The sequence below is a fragment of the Achromobacter ruhlandii genome (genome assembly GCF_002082135.1).
GTDB lineage: Bacteria > Pseudomonadota > Gammaproteobacteria > Burkholderiales > Burkholderiaceae_B > Achromobacter > Achromobacter ruhlandii.
In genome coordinates this window covers 5536929-5553224 of sequence record NZ_CP017433.1, presented here as the reverse complement: position 1 = coordinate 5553224, position 16296 = coordinate 5536929, and the positions used below count along the sequence as shown (strand labels likewise).

Annotated in this window: 16 protein-coding genes; 5 read left to right on the top strand and 11 right to left on the bottom strand. The window is 67.6% G+C overall.

Translation table 11 applies throughout. The features are described 5' to 3' along the window. Positions 1–189: 189 nt before the first annotated feature. From AruCF_RS25215 to AruCF_RS25175, 9 genes are all read right to left on the bottom strand, one after another. Positions 190–624 carry a RidA family protein gene (locus AruCF_RS25215; RefSeq protein ID WP_049071790.1) on the bottom strand — a complete coding sequence of 145 codons (435 nt, stop codon included), beginning with the start codon at positions 622–624 and terminating at the stop codon, positions 190–192. Position 625: 1 nt separating this feature from the next. Next, positions 626–2107 (bottom strand): N-acyl-D-amino-acid deacylase family protein, encoded by a 1482-nt coding sequence (locus AruCF_RS25210; RefSeq protein ID WP_049077501.1) that lies wholly within the window; start codon positions 2105–2107, stop codon positions 626–628. 14 nt (positions 2108–2121) lie between these two features. Next, positions 2122–2994, bottom strand: a complete 873-nt coding sequence (locus AruCF_RS25205; protein ID WP_049071791.1) for a MurR/RpiR family transcriptional regulator — start codon at positions 2992–2994, stop codon at positions 2122–2124. Positions 2995–3025: 31 nt separating this feature from the next. After that, the gene (locus tag AruCF_RS25200) at positions 3026–4027 is read right to left on the bottom strand and encodes an ABC transporter ATP-binding protein (protein ID WP_049071793.1); all 1002 of its coding nucleotides are present in this window, start codon (positions 4025–4027) and stop codon (positions 3026–3028) included. After that, positions 4024–5031, bottom strand: coding sequence for an ABC transporter ATP-binding protein (locus AruCF_RS25195; protein ID WP_049071794.1), 1008 nt, complete (start codon positions 5029–5031; stop codon positions 4024–4026). The genes AruCF_RS25200 and AruCF_RS25195 overlap by 4 nt, the downstream gene beginning before the upstream one ends. A 2-nt stretch (positions 5032–5033) precedes the next feature. Beyond that, complete coding sequence (locus AruCF_RS25190; RefSeq protein ID WP_049071796.1) at positions 5034–5903, bottom strand: ABC transporter permease; 870 nt, start codon at positions 5901–5903, stop codon at positions 5034–5036. Between the two features lie 120 nt (positions 5904–6023). Continuing rightward, positions 6024–6965, bottom strand: coding sequence for an ABC transporter permease (locus AruCF_RS25185; RefSeq protein WP_049071797.1), 942 nt, complete (start codon positions 6963–6965; stop codon positions 6024–6026). 85 nt (positions 6966–7050) lie between these two features. Further along, entirely contained in the window at positions 7051–8610 is a 1560-nt protein-coding gene (locus AruCF_RS25180) for an ABC transporter substrate-binding protein (protein WP_049071798.1), read from the bottom strand. A gap of 149 nt (positions 8611–8759) precedes the next feature. Continuing rightward, positions 8760–10028, bottom strand: coding sequence for an amino acid deaminase (locus AruCF_RS25175; RefSeq protein ID WP_049071799.1), 1269 nt, complete (start codon positions 10026–10028; stop codon positions 8760–8762). 231 nt (positions 10029–10259) lie between these two features. Between AruCF_RS25175 and AruCF_RS25170 the strand changes: the two genes are divergently transcribed. From AruCF_RS25170 to AruCF_RS25155, 4 genes are all read left to right on the top strand, one after another. Beyond that, entirely contained in the window at positions 10260–11051 is a 792-nt protein-coding gene (locus AruCF_RS25170) for a deaminated glutathione amidase (RefSeq protein WP_080977323.1), read from the top strand. A 135-nt stretch (positions 11052–11186) separates the two neighbouring features. Beyond that, positions 11187–12527: a replication-associated recombination protein A gene (locus tag AruCF_RS25165; protein ID WP_049071800.1), complete on the top strand. Its 1341-nt coding sequence runs from the start codon at positions 11187–11189 to the stop codon at positions 12525–12527. A 42-nt stretch (positions 12528–12569) separates the two neighbouring features. Then, a complete protein-coding gene (serS, locus tag AruCF_RS25160; protein WP_049071801.1) occupies positions 12570–13916 on the top strand; it encodes a serine--tRNA ligase in 1347 nt (448 codons plus the stop codon). A 299-nt stretch (positions 13917–14215) separates the two neighbouring features. Further along, a complete protein-coding gene (locus AruCF_RS25155; protein WP_080977324.1) occupies positions 14216–14464 on the top strand; it encodes a hypothetical protein in 249 nt (82 codons plus the stop codon). A gap of 247 nt (positions 14465–14711) precedes the next feature. Here the strand turns inward: AruCF_RS25155 and AruCF_RS25150 are convergent, their stop codons facing one another. Continuing rightward, positions 14712–15047: a virulence factor gene (locus AruCF_RS25150; protein ID WP_049071802.1), complete on the bottom strand. Its 336-nt coding sequence runs from the start codon at positions 15045–15047 to the stop codon at positions 14712–14714. Positions 15048–15386: 339 nt separating this feature from the next. Continuing rightward, positions 15387–15890: an ASCH domain-containing protein gene (locus AruCF_RS25145; protein WP_049071803.1), complete on the bottom strand. Its 504-nt coding sequence runs from the start codon at positions 15888–15890 to the stop codon at positions 15387–15389. 192 nt (positions 15891–16082) lie between these two features. Here AruCF_RS25145 and AruCF_RS25140 point away from each other — a divergent pair, with 192 nt between their 5' ends. Next, positions 16083–16283, top strand: a complete 201-nt coding sequence (locus AruCF_RS25140) for a hypothetical protein (protein ID WP_049071804.1) — start codon at positions 16083–16085, stop codon at positions 16281–16283. Positions 16284–16296 lie beyond the last annotated feature (13 nt).

The following is a 16296-nucleotide window of genomic DNA, read 5'->3' as shown; positions in this document are numbered from 1 at the left end:
CGCGCGGGCGGTCGTTTTTTGCATACGTGGTGGCTTGCGTCGTGATGTTGATCGCTGCGCGCTTGCGGCGCGCTTGCGGCGCGGTGTGGGCGGTGTACTTGAGGCGCGCAGCGGCTGGCTTGGGTCAGGAGGGGCGCCCGGCCGCCCGGCCGTCCGAAGGTCGGGCAGTCCCCTTTGGGGGCAGCTAGCTCACGCAGTGAGCGCGGCGTGGGGGCGTTTGTACGCTACACAATCAATTTCTACTTTCGCATTCACCATCAGCGGCGACTGCACGCAGGCGCGGGCGGGGGGATTGTTGCCGAAGTATTCCTTGAAGACCTTGTTGAACGAGGGGAAGTCGCGGGCGTCGTCGAGCCAGACGCCGCAGCGCACGACGTGTTCGGGGCCGTAGCCGGCTTCCTTGAGGATGGCGAGGACCTGCTGGATGGCCTTGTGTGACTGGGCGACGGTGCCGCCTTCGATGACTTCGCCGTTTTCCATCGGGACCTGGCCCGAGACGTAGAGCCAGCCGTCGGCGGCGACGGCGCGGGCGAAGGGCATGTGGGAGCCGCCTTGGCCGGTGCCGCCGGCGACGCCGTAGCGGGTGATGCCGTTGTTGTCGGGAGTGGGGGTGGTGCTGCTCATGTCAGGGCTCCTGGAGGGCGGGGGTGGAGGCGGCGAAGCTGGCGCGCAGGTCGCCGTTGCGGGGCAGCCAGCGGCCGGCGCGGTCGCCGGTGGGTTGGCCGTTGCGGTAGGACAGGACGCCGTTGACCCAGACGGCCTCGATGCCGGCGGCGGTCTGGACGGGGGCGGCGAAGGTGGCGCGGTCGATGACGGTGGCGGGGTCGAACAGGACCAGGTCGGCGTGAAAGCCTTCGCGCACCAGGCCGCGTTCGGCCAGGCCAAAGCGGGCGGCGGACAGGCCGGTCATCTTGTGAACGGCTTCGGGCAGCGGGAACAGGCCGACGTCGCGGCTGTAGTGGCCCAGCACGCGCGGGAAGGCGCCCCACAGGCGCGGATGCGGCATGGGGTCGTTGGGCAGGCCGTCGGAGCCGACCATGGTGAGCCGGTTCGACAGCACGCGGCGCACGTCGTCCTCATGCATGTTGTGGTAGACGGCGCCGGCCGGTTGCAGGCGCTTCGCCGCTTCCAGCAGCGTCACGTTCCAGTCGGCGGCGATGGCGGACAGTTTGCGGCGGGCCTGTTCCGGGTGCGGCACGGACCAGGTGATGTCGATGTCGAATTCGTCGGTGACCTGCTTGAGGTCGAGCGTGGACGAGCTGGCCGAGTACGGATAGCAGTCGCAGCCCACGTGCTGCATGCGGCCGGCGTTCTCCAGCTTGAACAGCACTTCCTTGGTGCGGCCCCAGTTGCCGGCGCCGGCGCATTTCAGGTGCGACACCACCACCGGCACGCGGGCGTGCAGGGCGATGTCGAAGGCTTCCTGCATCGCTTCCAGGATGGCGGCGAATTCCGAGCGCAGGTGGGTGGTGTAGAGCGCGCCGAATTCGTCCAGGACTTCGGCCAGCAGCTTGACCTCGGCGGTGTCGGCCTCGATCGCCGAGCCGTAGGCCAGGCCGGTGCTCAGGCCGATGGCGCCGTGGGCCAGGGCTTCGCGCAACTGCTCGCGCATGGCCATCACTTCGTCGCGCGTGGCGCTGCGGTCGAGGCGGTCCATGTGGTTGTTGCGCAGGGCCGTGTGGCCGACCAGCGCGGCGACGTTCACGGCGGGCTGCGCGGCCTCGATGGCGCGGGTGTAGTCGGCGAAGGTCGGGTAGGCGAAGTCGTCGCGCTGGCCCAGCAGGTTCATCGGGTCGGGCGGCTCGCCACGCAGCGAGACGGGCGAGGCGCTGATGCCGCAGTTGCCCACCACCACGGTGGTCACGCCCTGCGACAGCTTGGGCAGCATGCCGGGCGTGCGGATGACGTTGGTGTCATCGTGGGTGTGGACGTCGATGAAGCCGGGCGCGAGCGCCAGGCCCGCGCCGTTGATGATCTGCCCCGCCGGCTGGCCGGACAGGTCGCCGATGGCCGCGATGCGGCCGCCGGCGAGCGCCACGTCGGCGGTGTATTCGGCGCCGCCCGAGCCGTCGAGCACGCGGACATTGCCGATGAGGGTGTCGTACATCTTGGTTTCCAAATTCAATCGCCCAGCGGCAGCCGGTTGGGGCCGCCGCGATGTTCGTCCAGCGCCAGCTTGATGCGGCGCAGGCGTTCGCGGTTTTCTTCCTGGTTCAGCATGGCCAGCTCGGTCGACAGCAGGTCGATCGCCAGCATCATGGCGTAGCGCGAGGCCGAGGGCTTGTAGATGAAGTCGGTTTCGTCGGTGCGGATCGGCAGTACCACGTCGGCCAGCTTGGCCAGTTCCGAGGTGGCGTCGGTGACGGCGACGATGCGGGCGCGGTACTGCTTGACGATGCGCGCCGCGCCGACGATTTCGGGCGTCAGGCCGGAGGCCGACAGGATCACCACGGCGTCGCGCTCGTCGAGCGTGGCGGCCACCATGCGCAGCAGCACGGCGTCGCTGTAGACCGCGATCGGGTAGCCCAGTCGCACCAGGCGCGACTGCACTTCCTGCGCCAGCACGGCCGAGGCGCCGCCCATGCCGAACACGTAGACCATGCGGGCGCCGTCGACGATGGCGGCGGCCGCCTCGAACAGCGGCTCGGTGAAGGTCGGCAGGTGGGCGCGCAGGGTGCTTTCGATGTCGGCATAGATGCGCGCGTAGAACGTGCTTTCCTCGGCCGGCGTGCTCTGGTCCAGGAAGCGGCTGCCCACGGTGCTGGCCTGGGCCAGCTTCATCTTCAGGTCGCGGGTGTCGTCGCAGCCGACGGTGCGGGCGAAGCGCGAGATGGTGGCGATGCTGACGCCGGCCTTGGCTGCCAGCTGGTCCACGGTGGCGCTGGCGCTCCAGATGATGTTGTCCAGGATGGCGTCGGCGACCTTGCGCTCGGTCACGCTCAGGTCGTCCCGGCGGCTGCGGATCTGGAAGACGATGTCGCGGATGATGTTCATGTGGTGTTCCTGGGTCGGGGCGGGCGAGGCGCTACGCGGCCAGTTCGGCGTCGCCGAGGCGCGAACAGGCCGCGAAGTGGCCCGGTCCGACGTTGACGTCGCGCGCCTCGGTCGTGGCGCAGGCATCGATGGCGTGCGGGCAGCGGGTGCGGAAGACGCAACCCGACGGCGGGTTGACCGGGCTGGGAATGTCGCCCTTGAGCAGGATACGCGAACGCGGCGCGCGCGGATCCGGCACCGGCGCGGCCGACAGCAGCGCGCGGGTATAGGGATGGCGCGGCCGCGCGTAGACCTCGCTGGTCGGGCCGCGTTCCATGACGCGGCCCAGGTACATCACCACCACCTCGTCGCACAGGTAGTCGACCACGGCCAGGTCGTGCGCCACGAACAGCATGGTCAGGCCCAGGTCGCGCTGCAGGTCCTGCAGCAGGTTCAGCACCTGCGCCTGCACCGACACGTCCAGCGCCGAGACCGGTTCGTCGGCCACGATGAAGTCGGGCTCGACCGCCAGGGCGCGGGCGATGCCGATGCGCTGGCGCTGGCCGCCCGAGAACTCGTGTGGATAACGGCGGCTGTGATCGGCGTTCAGGCCGACGCGTTCGAGCAGTTCGCCGATGCGGGCCGCGCGGCGGTGCTGCGCGAGTCGATGGGTGTCGAGCGCTTCGCCCAGGATCTCGGCCACCGTCATGCGCGGGTTGAGGCTGGCGTAGGGGTCCTGGAACACGATCTGCATGCGGCGGCGCCACGGCAGCATTTCTTTCTCGGACAGTTTGGTGATGTCCTGGCCGTCGAACAGCAGGCGGCCGGCGGTGGGCGCGAACAGGCGCAGCAGGGCGCGGCCGGTGGTGGTCTTGCCGGAACCGGACTCGCCCACCAGACCGACGATGGTGTTGCGCGGCACGTCGAAGCTGACGCCGTCCACCGCCCGCACCACCGGCGCGTTGCGCGCCTGCGAGGTGGGGAAGTGGACCTTCAGGTCCTCGATGCGCACCAGCGGTTCGGCGGCGCGCGCGGGTTGGGGGCTTGCGGTCATAGCGGGGTCACCTTGATGCAGCGGGCGCGGTGCTGGTCCTGCACCGCCACCAGTTCGGGCACGTCGCGACGGCAGTTGTCGTCGGCCAGCGCGCAGCGCGGCGCGAAAGTGCAGCCGGCCGGCAGCGACAGCACGCTCGGCACGTTGCCCGGGATGGCGCGCAGGCGCTCGCCCGAGGCCAGCAGCGCGGCGGTCGGCAGACAGGACAGCAGGCCTCGCGTGTATGGATGGGTGGGCTTTTCGAACAGGTCGTAGACGCCGGCGTCCTCGACCACGCGGCCGGCGTACATCACCGCCACGCGATGCGCGATCTCGGCCACCACGCCCAGGTTGTGGGTGATGAACAGGATGCTCATGTTCATCTCGGCCTGCAGTCGGCGCAGCAGGTCCAGGATCTGGGCCTGCACCGTCACGTCCAGCGCGGTGGTCGGCTCGTCGGCGATCAGCACGGCCGGGTTGCAGGCCAGCGCCAGGGCGATCATGACGCGTTGGCGCATGCCGCCGGACATCTGGTGCGGATACTCGTTGACGCGCCGGTCGGCCGCCGGGATCTCGACGCGGTCGAGCATGTCGCGGGCGCGCTTCATGGCCGCCGCGCGCGATCCGCCCTCGTGCTGCAGCACGGCTTCGGCGATCTGGTCGCCCACCGTGTACAGCGGATTCAAGCTCGTCATCGGCTCCTGGAAGATCATGGCGATCTCGGCGCCGCGGATGCGGCGCAGCGTGGCCGGCGAGGCGTGGGCCAGGTCGTGCTCCTGCCCGCGGCGGTCGCGGAAGCGGATCTGGCCCGCCTCGATGCGGCCGGCCGGCTTGGGCAGCAGGCCCATGATGGACAGGCTGGTGACGGATTTGCCTGAGCCGGATTCGCCGACGATGGCCAGCGTTTCGCCGCGGGCCAGGTCGAAGGTGACGCCGTCCACCGATTTGGCGATGCCGTCGCGGCTGTGGAACCAGGTTTTCAAGCCTTCCACCGACAGCACGACGTCGCGGGTGCTTGCGGTCATGATTACAGCTCCTTGCGCAGGCGCGGGTCGAGCACGTCGCGCAGGCCGTCGCCGACCAGTTGCAGCGACAGCACCGACAGGACAATGGCGATGCCGGGGAAGATCATGATCCAGTCGGCCGAGCCCATGTACTGCTGGCCGGCGTTGATCATGGTGCCCCAGGTGGGAATGTCGGGCGAGACGCCCACGCCCAGGAACGACAGGCCGGCTTCGGCCAGGATCGCGTAGGCGAAGATGAAGGTGCCTTGCACCAGGATCGGCGACAGCAGGTTGCGCAGCACGTGCACCGTGACGATGCGCCAGGTCGACACGCCCAGCGCGCGGGCGGCCTCGACGAACGGCAGTTCGCGGATCACTAGCGTCGAGGCGCGCACGATGCGGGCCAGGCGCGGCGTGTAGACGATGCCCAGCGCGATCACCACGTTCACCAGCGACGGCCCCAGCGCGGCCACCAGCGAGATCGCCAGCAGGATGTCGGGAAACGCCATCATGGCGTCGATCAGGCGCGACACGAACTTGTCGGCCGAGCGGAAGAAGCCGGCGATCAGGCCCAGCGCGATGCCCAGCACGCTGGATACGATCACCACCGAGAAGCCCACCATCAGCGACAGCCGGCCGCCGTAGATGACGCGGCTGAACACGTCGCGGCCAAAGTCGTCGGTGCCGAACCAGTGCGCGGCGCCGGGCGCCTTGAGGCGGTTCATGATGGACAGTTTGAACGGGTCATAGGGGCTGACCCACGGCGCCAGCAGCGCCGCGGCCACCAGCACGATCAGCACGATCAGGCTGATCAGCACGGTCTTGCGAGCCACCAGCAGGCGCAACACCTGCCAGCGGTCCGCGCCGGCGTTAACGGTAGTCGGATTAGTCATTTCGGTCGTTTCGTTCGCAACACTTCCAAGCGGGGCCGCCGTGGAGCCGGCTCTGCCGGGCCGCCCGTGGCGCGCCCTTGATGGGGAGGCGCCGAAGGCGCGTCGGGGATGGGTTCATCATCAGTAGCGGACGCGCGGATCGACCAGCAGGTACAGCAGATCGATGAACAGGTTGATGAGCACGTAGATGGCCGCGATGATCAGCAACGCGCCCTGGATGACGGGATAGTCGCGCCGCAGCACGGCCGACACCACCAGGCTGCCCACGCCGGGCAGGCCGAACACGGTCTCGGTGACGACGGCGCCGCTGATCAGCAGGGCGGTGGTCAGGCCCAGCACCGTCAGGATCGGGATCAGCGCATTGCGCACGGCGTGCTTGAGGATCACGCGGCTTTCCGGCAGGCCCTTGGCGCGGGCGGTGCGCACGTAGTCGTCGCGCAGCACGTCCAGCATGCTGGCGCGGATGAAGCGGGTGATCAGCGCCGAGTTCACCAGCCCCAGCACCACCGCCGGCAGCACCAGGTGCGACAGCCGCGTCGCGAACGAGGCGTCCGGGCCGCCGTACCCCGACACCGGCAGCCAGCCCAGCTTGACCGAGAACACCTGCATCAGCAGCAGGCCGAGCCAGAAGCTCGGCACGCTGGAGGTGAACATCGAGAACGACAGCACCGACTGGTCCAGCGCGGTGCCGCGCTTGACCGCCGACAGGATGCCGACCGGCAATGCGATCAGCGTGGCGATGCACAGCGACATCAGCGTCAGCAGCAGGGTCGGTTCGGCGCGGTCGGCCAAGGCCGCCAGCACCGGCTTGTTCATGAAGATGGATTGGCCCAGGTCGCCCTGGACCAGCTTGCCCAGCCACGACACGTACTGCACGGCCAGCGGCTGGTCGAGCCCTAGCTGGTGCTCCAGCGCGGCGATGTCGGCCTGGCTGGCCTGGGGGCCGAGCATCACGGCGGCCGGATTGCCGGGCGTGACGCGGATGATGACGAACACGATGGTCGCGACGATGAACATCACGGCCACCAGCCCGACCAGCCGGTTCAAGAGATAACGCAACACAGTGGCATCCTAAGGATCGGCGCGCCGATGCCGGCGCTGTGGTTCAGGCGGGGCGGGCCCTGAGCGGACCGCCCCGCGGCCTGGCTTACTTCTGCGCTTTCCAGGCGTTCCAGAAGAACGGCCACGGCGCCGGCTTGACGCCTTGCAGCGACGGCGAACGGGCCGCCTGCGCATTGAAGTCGCCGACCTTCACGAACGGCACTTCGTCATACACGGCCTGCTGCACGTCGGCCCAGCGCTTGACGCGTTCTTCCTGGGTGCGGGCCTGGTTGAAGGCATCCATCACCTGCGCGCGGCGCGGCGTGTCCCACCAGCCCGGCGCGTCCTTGGACGGGAAGTCGATCAACGCGGGTTCGGGCAGGAACACGCTATGGGTGATGAAGATGTCCCACACGGCCGGGTCCTGGCGGCGCTGCGTCAGCGTGGCCCAGTCGACCACCTGCATGTCGACGGTGAAGCCGGCGGCCTTGAGGTATTCCGCGGCCACCAGCGCCATCTTGTAGTGGAACTCGTACTGCTGGCTGGTCAGGATGCGGATCTTCTTGTCGGCCACGTTGGCGCTGTCCAGCAGCTTCTTGGCCGCGGCGGCGTCGCCCTTGTTGTAGACCTTGCCGCCCAGCGACGTGGCCCACGGGTAGCCTTCCGGATACAGGTCGCCGTTGAGCTTGTAGAAGTCCTTGTTGCCGAACGCGGCGAACAGCATGTCCTCTTCGTTCAGCGCCAGTTGCACCGCCTGGCGCACCGCCAGGTTGGACATGATGCCCTGCTTGGTGTTGAGCACCAGGCGCGGCCAGCCGAAGGGCTTGAGCATGATCGGGTCGGAGCGGCCGCCCTTGAGCTTGTCCAGCGCTTCCACCGGCAGCGAGTCGACGTAGTCGAACTGGCCCGCGGCGGCGGCTTCGGACCGGGTGTTGGCGTTGGCGACCGGCACGAAGCGGATCTCGTCCAGGTATTGCTTGCGGGCGCCGCCGTAGCCGTCGGGCTCGCCTTCGCGCTGCTTGTAGCCCTCGAAGCGGGTCAGCTGGATGTACTGGTCCGGCACGCGCGCCTTGAGCTGGTAGGGGCCGGTGCCGACGATCTCGGTAAGCACCGGGGCGATCTTGCCCTTGGGCATGATCACGGCGGCGGCGTTGTTCATGGCCAGCAGCGCGGTCAGCGGCGCATACGGCTGCTTGAGCGTGATGCGGATGGTGTTGGCGTCGGGCGCCTCGATGTTGGCGATGACCTTGGCGGCCATCTTGCCGCGCGTGGCGGTCTCGGTCCAGCGCTTGAGCGAGGCCAGCACGTCCGACGAATCCATCTTGGAGCCGTCATGGAAGGTGATGCCCTGGCGCAGCGCGATGGTGTAGACCAGGCCGTCCGGCGTCACCTCGGGCATCTTGTCGGCCAGCAGCGGCGTCAGGTTCCACTTGGCGTCGAAGGTGTACAGCGTTTCGAAGAAGTGCTGCGTCAGGATGCCGACCAGGTCGGCGGTGCTGCTCATCGGGTCGAGCGTGGGCGGCTCGCCGATGGTGGCGACGGAAATCGTGCCTCCCTTGACCGGCGTGGCACAGAGGGCGGGGGACGACAATGCGGTCAAGCCAATTGCGCCGGCCACGAGCAGGCTTTTCAGCCCGCCGCCTTGCCGGGAGGTACGGAAGTTCATGATTCTCTCTCCAGAGGGTCAAAAACAGGTTGTCGCGTGATTCAGGGAAAGGCCGGTAAGGCGCCGGATGCCCGAGTTCGTTCTTGCCCCCCGGGCGCGGGGCTTGTCGGTAGCGCAACGGAGCGCGCGGCCGCGCCGCGCGCAAAGGCTCAGAAAAAGGTGTCCGCGACGTCGATGACGCGGTACTGCTCGTCCACCAGCAGCACCTGGCGCCACTTGTCGAACGTCAGGCAGGGGTGGGAGATGTCGAAGGCGATCATGTCGCCAACCTGGATGTCGTCGTTCTCGCCGATTTGCATGAACGCGTGCTGGTCCATCATGGCGGTGAGCTTCCATTGGGACGGCGCGGCGCCAGGCGCGCTTTGCCCGGGGCGGAAATGCAGCGAAGGCGTCGGCAGGCCGGCGTCGAAGGCGGCGTCGCGCTTGCCCATGGCCACGATGGCGCGGCCAGGCTCGGGCAATGACTGTACGTAGGCCCAGACCTGCAGCGCGGGTTGCAGTCCCGGCTCCATCTTGTGGGCGACGGGATTGTTGGCATTGATGCGCTCGGCGGCCGAGCGGTAGACGCCGACGTCGTGCGACAGGTAGCAACCGGGGCGCAGCACGACTTCCAACGGCGCGCCGATGTCCAGTTGCGAGAATTCCTCGGCCACCACGTCGAACCAGGCCGAGCCGGCGCCGGAGATCAGGGCGGGGCCGTGCTTGCGCAGGCGGCCGGCGGTCGCCAGGCCGCGCAGCGCGTCGGTGGCGCGGCGCAGGAAGGCGCGGATCGCGCTTTCCTCCTGCAGCACGCCTTCATAGACTTCGATGCCGGCCAGCGCCAGGCCGGGCCAGCGGCCGATTTCCTCGACCACGGCCTGCAATTGCGCGTCATCGCGCACGCCGGTGCGCCCGCCCGTCGGGCCCAGTTCGATCAGGACCGGCAGCACCAGGCCCTGCTCGCCGAAATAGCGGCCCAGCTGGGCGGCGTTGGCGGCCGAGTCGACGATGCAGAAATAGGTGAACGCCGGATCGCGCAGCAGCTTGGCGATCAGCGCCATGTTGGCGCGGCCGACCAGCTGGTTGGCCATCAGCACCCGGCGGATGCCGTGGTTGTAGGCCGCCACCACCTGCGGCGCCGTGGCCAGGGTGATGCCCCAGGCGCCGTTGTCGATCTGGCGCTGGAACAGCGCCGGACTCATGGTGGTCTTGCCGTGCGGCGCCAGCTTGACGCTGTAGGCTTCCATGAAGCGCTGCATCCATTGCAGGTTGTGGCGCACGCGGGCCTCGTACAGCACCGCCACCGGCAGGCTGACGTCCTCGGCCAGCAGGTTCCAGTGCAGCGCCGCCACGTCGGCGTTGGTACAGGAGGCGGGGAACGCGCCCAGGCCCTTGCCGTTGACGTCCAGGGGGGCTGCGGTGATCGAGGATTGGGGCATGGCGGGGCGCTCGTGGCTGGAAAATATTTACGTCAAATCTGTTTTTTTCATTATCGTGAAAGAAATTTACAAGCGGGAGTTGGGAGTTACCCGTAGTCGGCGCCGGTCGTGGCGGCCGCCGGCCGCCGCCCGCCAGGCGATTCGGCAGGCGGCTGCCGAATCGCGGCCATTGGCGCGACAATAGGAAATCCGCGGCGCTGCCTGTTTGCCGCCCTCACACAAGGAAGATTCATGCTGAAAGTCGCTTTGGGCCAGTTCGCCGTCAGCCGCGTCTGGGAAGAAAACGCCCAGGTGTGCGTCGATCTCATGGCGCGCGCCCGGGATGGCGGGGCCGGCCTGCTGGTGCTGCCCGAGGGCATCCTGGCGCGTGACATCACCGATCCGCAAATCGTGCTGAAGGCCGCCCAGCCGCTGGACGGCCCCTTCATGACGCGGCTGCTCGAGGCCAGCCGCGGCTCCTCGCTGGCCACCATGATGTGCGTGCACGTGCCGACCGGCGACGGCCGGGTGTGGAACACCCTGGTCACGCTGCAGGACGGCCGCATCGTGTCGCAGTACCGCAAGCTGCACCTGTACGACGCCTTCACCATGAAGGAATCCACCAACGTCACGCCCGGCAACGACATTCCGCCGCTGCTGGAGATCGGTGGGCTGAAGGTCGGCCTCATGACCTGCTACGACGTGCGCTTCCCGGAACTGGCCCGGCGCCTGGCGCTGGACGGCGCCGACCTGCTGGCGCTGCCGGCGGCCTGGGTGCGCGGCCCGTTGAAGGAAAAGCACTGGGAAGTGCTGGTGACGGCGCGCGCGCTGGAAAACACCTGCTACGTCGTCGCCACCGGCGAGTGCGGCGAACGCAATATCGGCTGCAGCATGGTGGTGGATCCGCTGGGCGTGGTCACGGCGCAGGCCGGCGAGGCGCCGGCGCTGGTGTTCGCCGACATCGATCCCGAGCGCCTGGCGCACGCCCGCAAGGTGCTGCCGGTGCTGGCCAACCGCCGTTTCGGGACGCCGGAACTGGCCTGAAGCAGCGGTTTTGCGCGGGGCCGCCGGGCAGGGCGCCGCGCGCCGTTTCCCGGCTGGGCCGCCCGGGGCGCGGGGCGGCCGGACATGTTGTAATACTGGCTTGATTTCCTTGCCGTCTTCCCTCATCTGCTGCCAATGAGCAACGATCTCTTCGCGGCCGATCCCGCCCATCGGCCTTACGTGCCCCTGGCTGAACGCCTGCGCCCGCGCACGCTGGCCGACGTCGTCGGCCAGTCGCACCTGCTGGGGCCGGACAAGCCGCTGCGCGTGGCGTTCGAGTCGGGCCGTCCGCATTCCATGATCTTCTGGGGCCCGCCGGGCGTCGGCAAGACCACGCTGGCGCGGCTCATGGCCGACGGCTTCGATGCCCAGTTCATCGCCATTTCCGCCGTGCTGGGCGGCGTCAAGGACATCCGCGATGCCGTCACCGTGGCGCAGGTGGCGCAGGGCCAGGGCCGCCGCACCATTCTGTTCGTGGACGAGGTGCACCGTTTCAACAAGGCGCAGCAGGACGCGTTCCTGCCCTACGTTGAAAGCGGGTTGTTCACCTTCATCGGCGCGACCACCGAGAACCCCTCGTTCGAGGTCAACTCGGCGCTGCTGTCGCGCGCCCGCGTCTATGTGCTGCAATCGCTCACGCCCGAGGAACTGCAGCAACTGGTCGACCGCGCCATCACCGCGTTCAACGACGGCCACGAAGAGGGCGCGCGCATCCACATCGATGCCGATGCGCGCGAACAGCTGGCGGCCTGGGCCGACGGCGACGCGCGCCGGCTGATCAGCGCGGTCGAGGTGGTGGCCGAATCGGCCCAGGCCGCCGGCCGCGACACGGTCGACGCGGCCTGGCTGGAGATATCGCTGTCGCAGAACCTGCGGCGCTTCGACAAGGGCGGCGACGCCTTCTATGACCAAATCAGCGCGCTGCACAAGTCGGTGCGCGGCTCCAACCCCGACGCCGCGCTGTACTGGTTCTGCCGCATGATCGACGGCGGCGCGGATCCCAAGTACCTGTCGCGCCGGCTGGTGCGCATGGCGGTCGAGGACATCGGCCTGGCCGACCCGCGCGCCACCGACCTGGCGGTCAACGGCGCCGACATCTATGAACGGCTGGGTTCGCCCGAGGGCGAGCTGGCGCTGGCCCAGGCGGTGGTCTACATGGCCTGCGCGGCCAAGTCCAACGCCGTCTACAACGCCTACAACCAGGCGCGCAAGTTCGCCGCCGAGCACGGCAGCGCGCCGGTCCCGATCCACCTGCGCAACGCGCCCACCAAGCTGATGAAGCAACTGGGGCACGGCAAGGCCTACCGCTACGCCCACGACGAGCCGCATGGCTACGCCGCGGACGAGCAATATTTCCCCGATGGGCTCAAGCCTTCCTTCTACCGGCCGACCGATCGCGGCCTGGAGGCTAAAATCCAGCAGAAGTTGGCATTCCTGCGCGAGCTGGACGCGCAGGAACGCGCCAAGAAACGGTAACGGGCGCCGCCCGTTGCTTCCCGCAATCTCACCGACATCACCATGCTAGACCCGATACTGCTGCGCAAAGACCTGCAAACCGTCGTAGACCGCCTCAAGAGCCGTGGCGTGTCCTTCGACACGGAACGGTTCAACGAGCTGGAGTCTCGCCGCAAGGCGGTCCAGACCGAAACCGAATCCCTGCAAGCCCGCCGCAACGCGCTGGCCAAGCAGATCGGTCAGCTCAAGGCCAAGGGCGAGGACGCCAGCGCCGTCATGGCCGAATCGCAGGCCGTGCCCGAGCGCCTGAAGCAGCTGGAAGAAGAGCTGGCCGCCCTGCAGCAGCCGCTCAACGAGCTGCTCATGTCGGTGCCGAACCTGCCGCACGCCAGCGTGCCGCTGGGCGAATCCGCCGACGACAACGTCGAAGTGCGCCGCTGGCTGCCGGCCGCCGCGGGTGCCGATGGCAACCCGCCCGCGCTGCCGTTCGAACCCCGCGACCACGTCGCGCTGGGCGAACCCCTGGGCCTGGATTTCGACACCGCCGCCAAGCTGTCGGGCGCGCGCTTCTCGTTCATGCGCGGCCCCATTGCCCGCCTGCACCGCGCGCTGGCGCAGTTCATGCTCGACCTGCAGACCGGCACGCACGGCTACACCGAGTGCTACACCCCGTACATCGTCAATGCCTCGACGCTGTACGGCACCGGCCAGCTGCCCAAGTTCAAGGACGACATGTTTGCCGTGTCCAAGGGCGGCGGCGACGACGATCCCAAGGTCGACGAGCACGGCAAGCCGTTCGTGCGCGAAGACCAGTACCTGATCTCCACCTCGGAAATCACCCTGACCAGCGTGGTGCGCGACACCATCCAGGCGGCCGCCGACCTGCCGCTCAAGCTCACCGCCCACACGCCGTGCTTCCGTTCCGAAGCCGGCAGCGGCGGCCGCGACACGCGCGGCATGATCCGCCAGCACCAGTTCGACAAGGTTGAAATGGTGCAGGTTACGCAGCCCGACCAGTCCTACGAAGCGCTGGAGGACATGGTCGGCCACGCCGAGCGCGTGCTCCAGCTGCTGGGGCTGCCGTACCGCGTGATGCTGCTGTGCACCGGTGACATGGGCTTTGGCTCGGCCAAGACCTACGATCTGGAAGTCTGGCTGCCGGCGCAGAACACCTGGCGCGAGATTTCGTCGGTGTCCAACTGCGAAACGTTCCAGGCCCGCCGCATGCAGGCGCGTTTCCGCAACGCGCAGGGCAAGCCGGAATACGTGCATACCCTGAATGGCTCCGGCCTGGCCGTGGGCCGTGCCCTGGTGGCGGTGCTGGAAAACCACCAGCAGGCCGACGGCAGCATCCTGGTTCCGCAGGCGCTGCAACCTTACATGGGCGGCCTGACGGTATTGCAGCCCTGACGCCCGGCTGAGCGACCCTGCATAAAAAACGGAGCCCGCGGGCTCCGTTTTTTATTGCCGCTCGGCGTGGGCACGCCACTTGCTGAGTGATGCAAGTCGGCCACATGGTGGATGGGGCGGAAAACGCGGCCTATTTATGATCGAGACATATTCTTGTCGTCTCGATGGATTATGTTGACGACGCCAGTACTTGATTTTGATGTGAGCAATTGTGTATTTTCAATAAAAGGGCCGGATAGTTCGGCACAATACACCTGCGTTCTACACGCTTCATTCACATAAATAACAAGGAGTTGTCCATGACTTCAAGAATGATTGGAGATTTTCGTGTGAGATGCTCTGTGGCTCAAGATGACGAGCAGGGCTACCGTGTGCAGATATGGACCCGCCGGGTAGGCGGAACCGCGCCGGAAAAATGCTGGACGGTGCCCGGACAGGCGCCGTTCAACAGCTTGCACGAAGCGGAACAGGAAAGCCGGCAATTGTTTGAAGAAATAAACGGCGTTCGTTTCAACGGTGAACCGGAGTTTGCGCATGCGTCCGCATAATGGTTGGTGGCGGGCGTCGAGTGCTCCGCGTCGTTGGATCGATCTTGTTCAGGAAGCGCCGCGTTGGGCCGCAGGCAAGCCCGTCACGGTGCCGCAGCAGCCGCCCGCCGTCACGGCGGGCAAACCCGTCCAGGCCCCTGTCGCCTGACGTGCCTTCCCTGGGGTACCGGAAATTACCCTGTGGAAAAAAGGCCACTCGCAAGAGTGGCCTTTGTATTTATTGCGGTGGGCTGGGAGCCCGGCGGCATCAACGGTGCCAGCCGCCGCGGCCGTGATAGTAGCCGCGATCGGGGCCGCGCCAGTGGCCATGCGGACCCCAGTAGCCGCCGCCGCGGATGTAGACCGGGGCCGGATAGACCACCGGGGGCGCCACGTAGACGGGCGCCGGACGGTAGTAGACGGGGGGCGGGGGGGCGTAGACCGGGGCCGGCGCCACATAGACGGGCGCGGGCGCGGCGTAGACCGGCGCCGGGTATACCACCCCGGGCACGCCGATCGAGATGCCGACATCCACCCGGGCCAGGGCGACGCTGGAGATCAGCAGACCCGCGGCACCTGCCCCTGCGATGAGCCATTTTTTCATTTTGCACCTGCCTGCTGCGTGACGCAGCAAAGTTGAGTATTCGTTGAGCCTATTTTCGGTCTTTTCGGATCGCCAGGGGTAAGCGGGTGGCGCTCAATAGCGACAATCCGCAACGGCGGCGGGGCGGGGCACGTATCCCATGCTGCGTCGCGGCAAGGCGGCTTCACTCTGGTAAACCCGCGCCTGAAATCGACTGAAATAAGGTGGAATGCGGTGAAGCGGGGGCGGCGAGTTACAGGCAGTCACGATCCTGGGGCCGGATTTCCCCTGACAGCAACACCGGTGCGCCAGCGCCAGTCGGTTGGCGGCCTGGCGCGGACCGGCAGGGCCGGCGGACGCCTAGGCCTGTTCCGGCTGCTGGCAGCGGAATTCGACCACCCACACCCAGGGGTTGGCGGCCCAGGCGTGCGCGCCATAGCGTTCGCACCAGGTCAGGGCAAAGGCCGTCTGCAGGGGAACGCCCGGCAACAGCGCCGACGATTGGTAAAGCGCCTGGATCCCTTCGGCGCGCGCGTCGGCGTCCGACAGTTTCTGCAGGCGCTGGATGCGCACGCCCACGATTACGGCGGTGGCGAAGGGCTTGCCGGACTCGTCTTCGAGGGTGATGCTTTCGCCCGATCTGCCATAGGGGCAGGTGACCCAGGGCGAGGTTTTCCGCAATTCGGTCGCGCCTTCGCGGGCCGGGCCCATGGCGACCCATTTACCGGAATCCGCCGCATCGGCATACCAGGCGGTCGTCAGCTTGGTGGGCTGCGGTTTGACGATGCGCCGGGTTTGCACCTTATAACCATCCAGGATGGCTTGCTTGAGCGGCTCGCTGAATTGGAGTGCTTGCCTTTTCATACTGTGTTGTTCCCCTCGCGCTCGCCGTGTTGGGCACCCGAAGTGCCACGGCCGAGTCGACGCGTGCCAACATATGGCGGGTTGTCCAAACCTCGCATGAAACAGTATGACGCGTCGCCATCGTCATGTCAGGCAAAGGGTTACTAGTGTGTCTTTTTGAATACGCCCCGGGGTTGTTTGTATACTCGGCACATGAATACTGACCTGCACGATCTCAAGCCCGGTTACTACTGGTACACCATGGCCAACGACCCGCTGGCCGTCATCCATATCCATGACGACGGCGGCGCCACGTTGATGGGCACCGACTATCGCCTCGGCGCCGAAGGCGTGGCGGACATGATCCGCCAGGGCCAGCGCTTCTTCTGGATCGAACCGCCGCAACAGGCCTGATCCGGCACTGCCG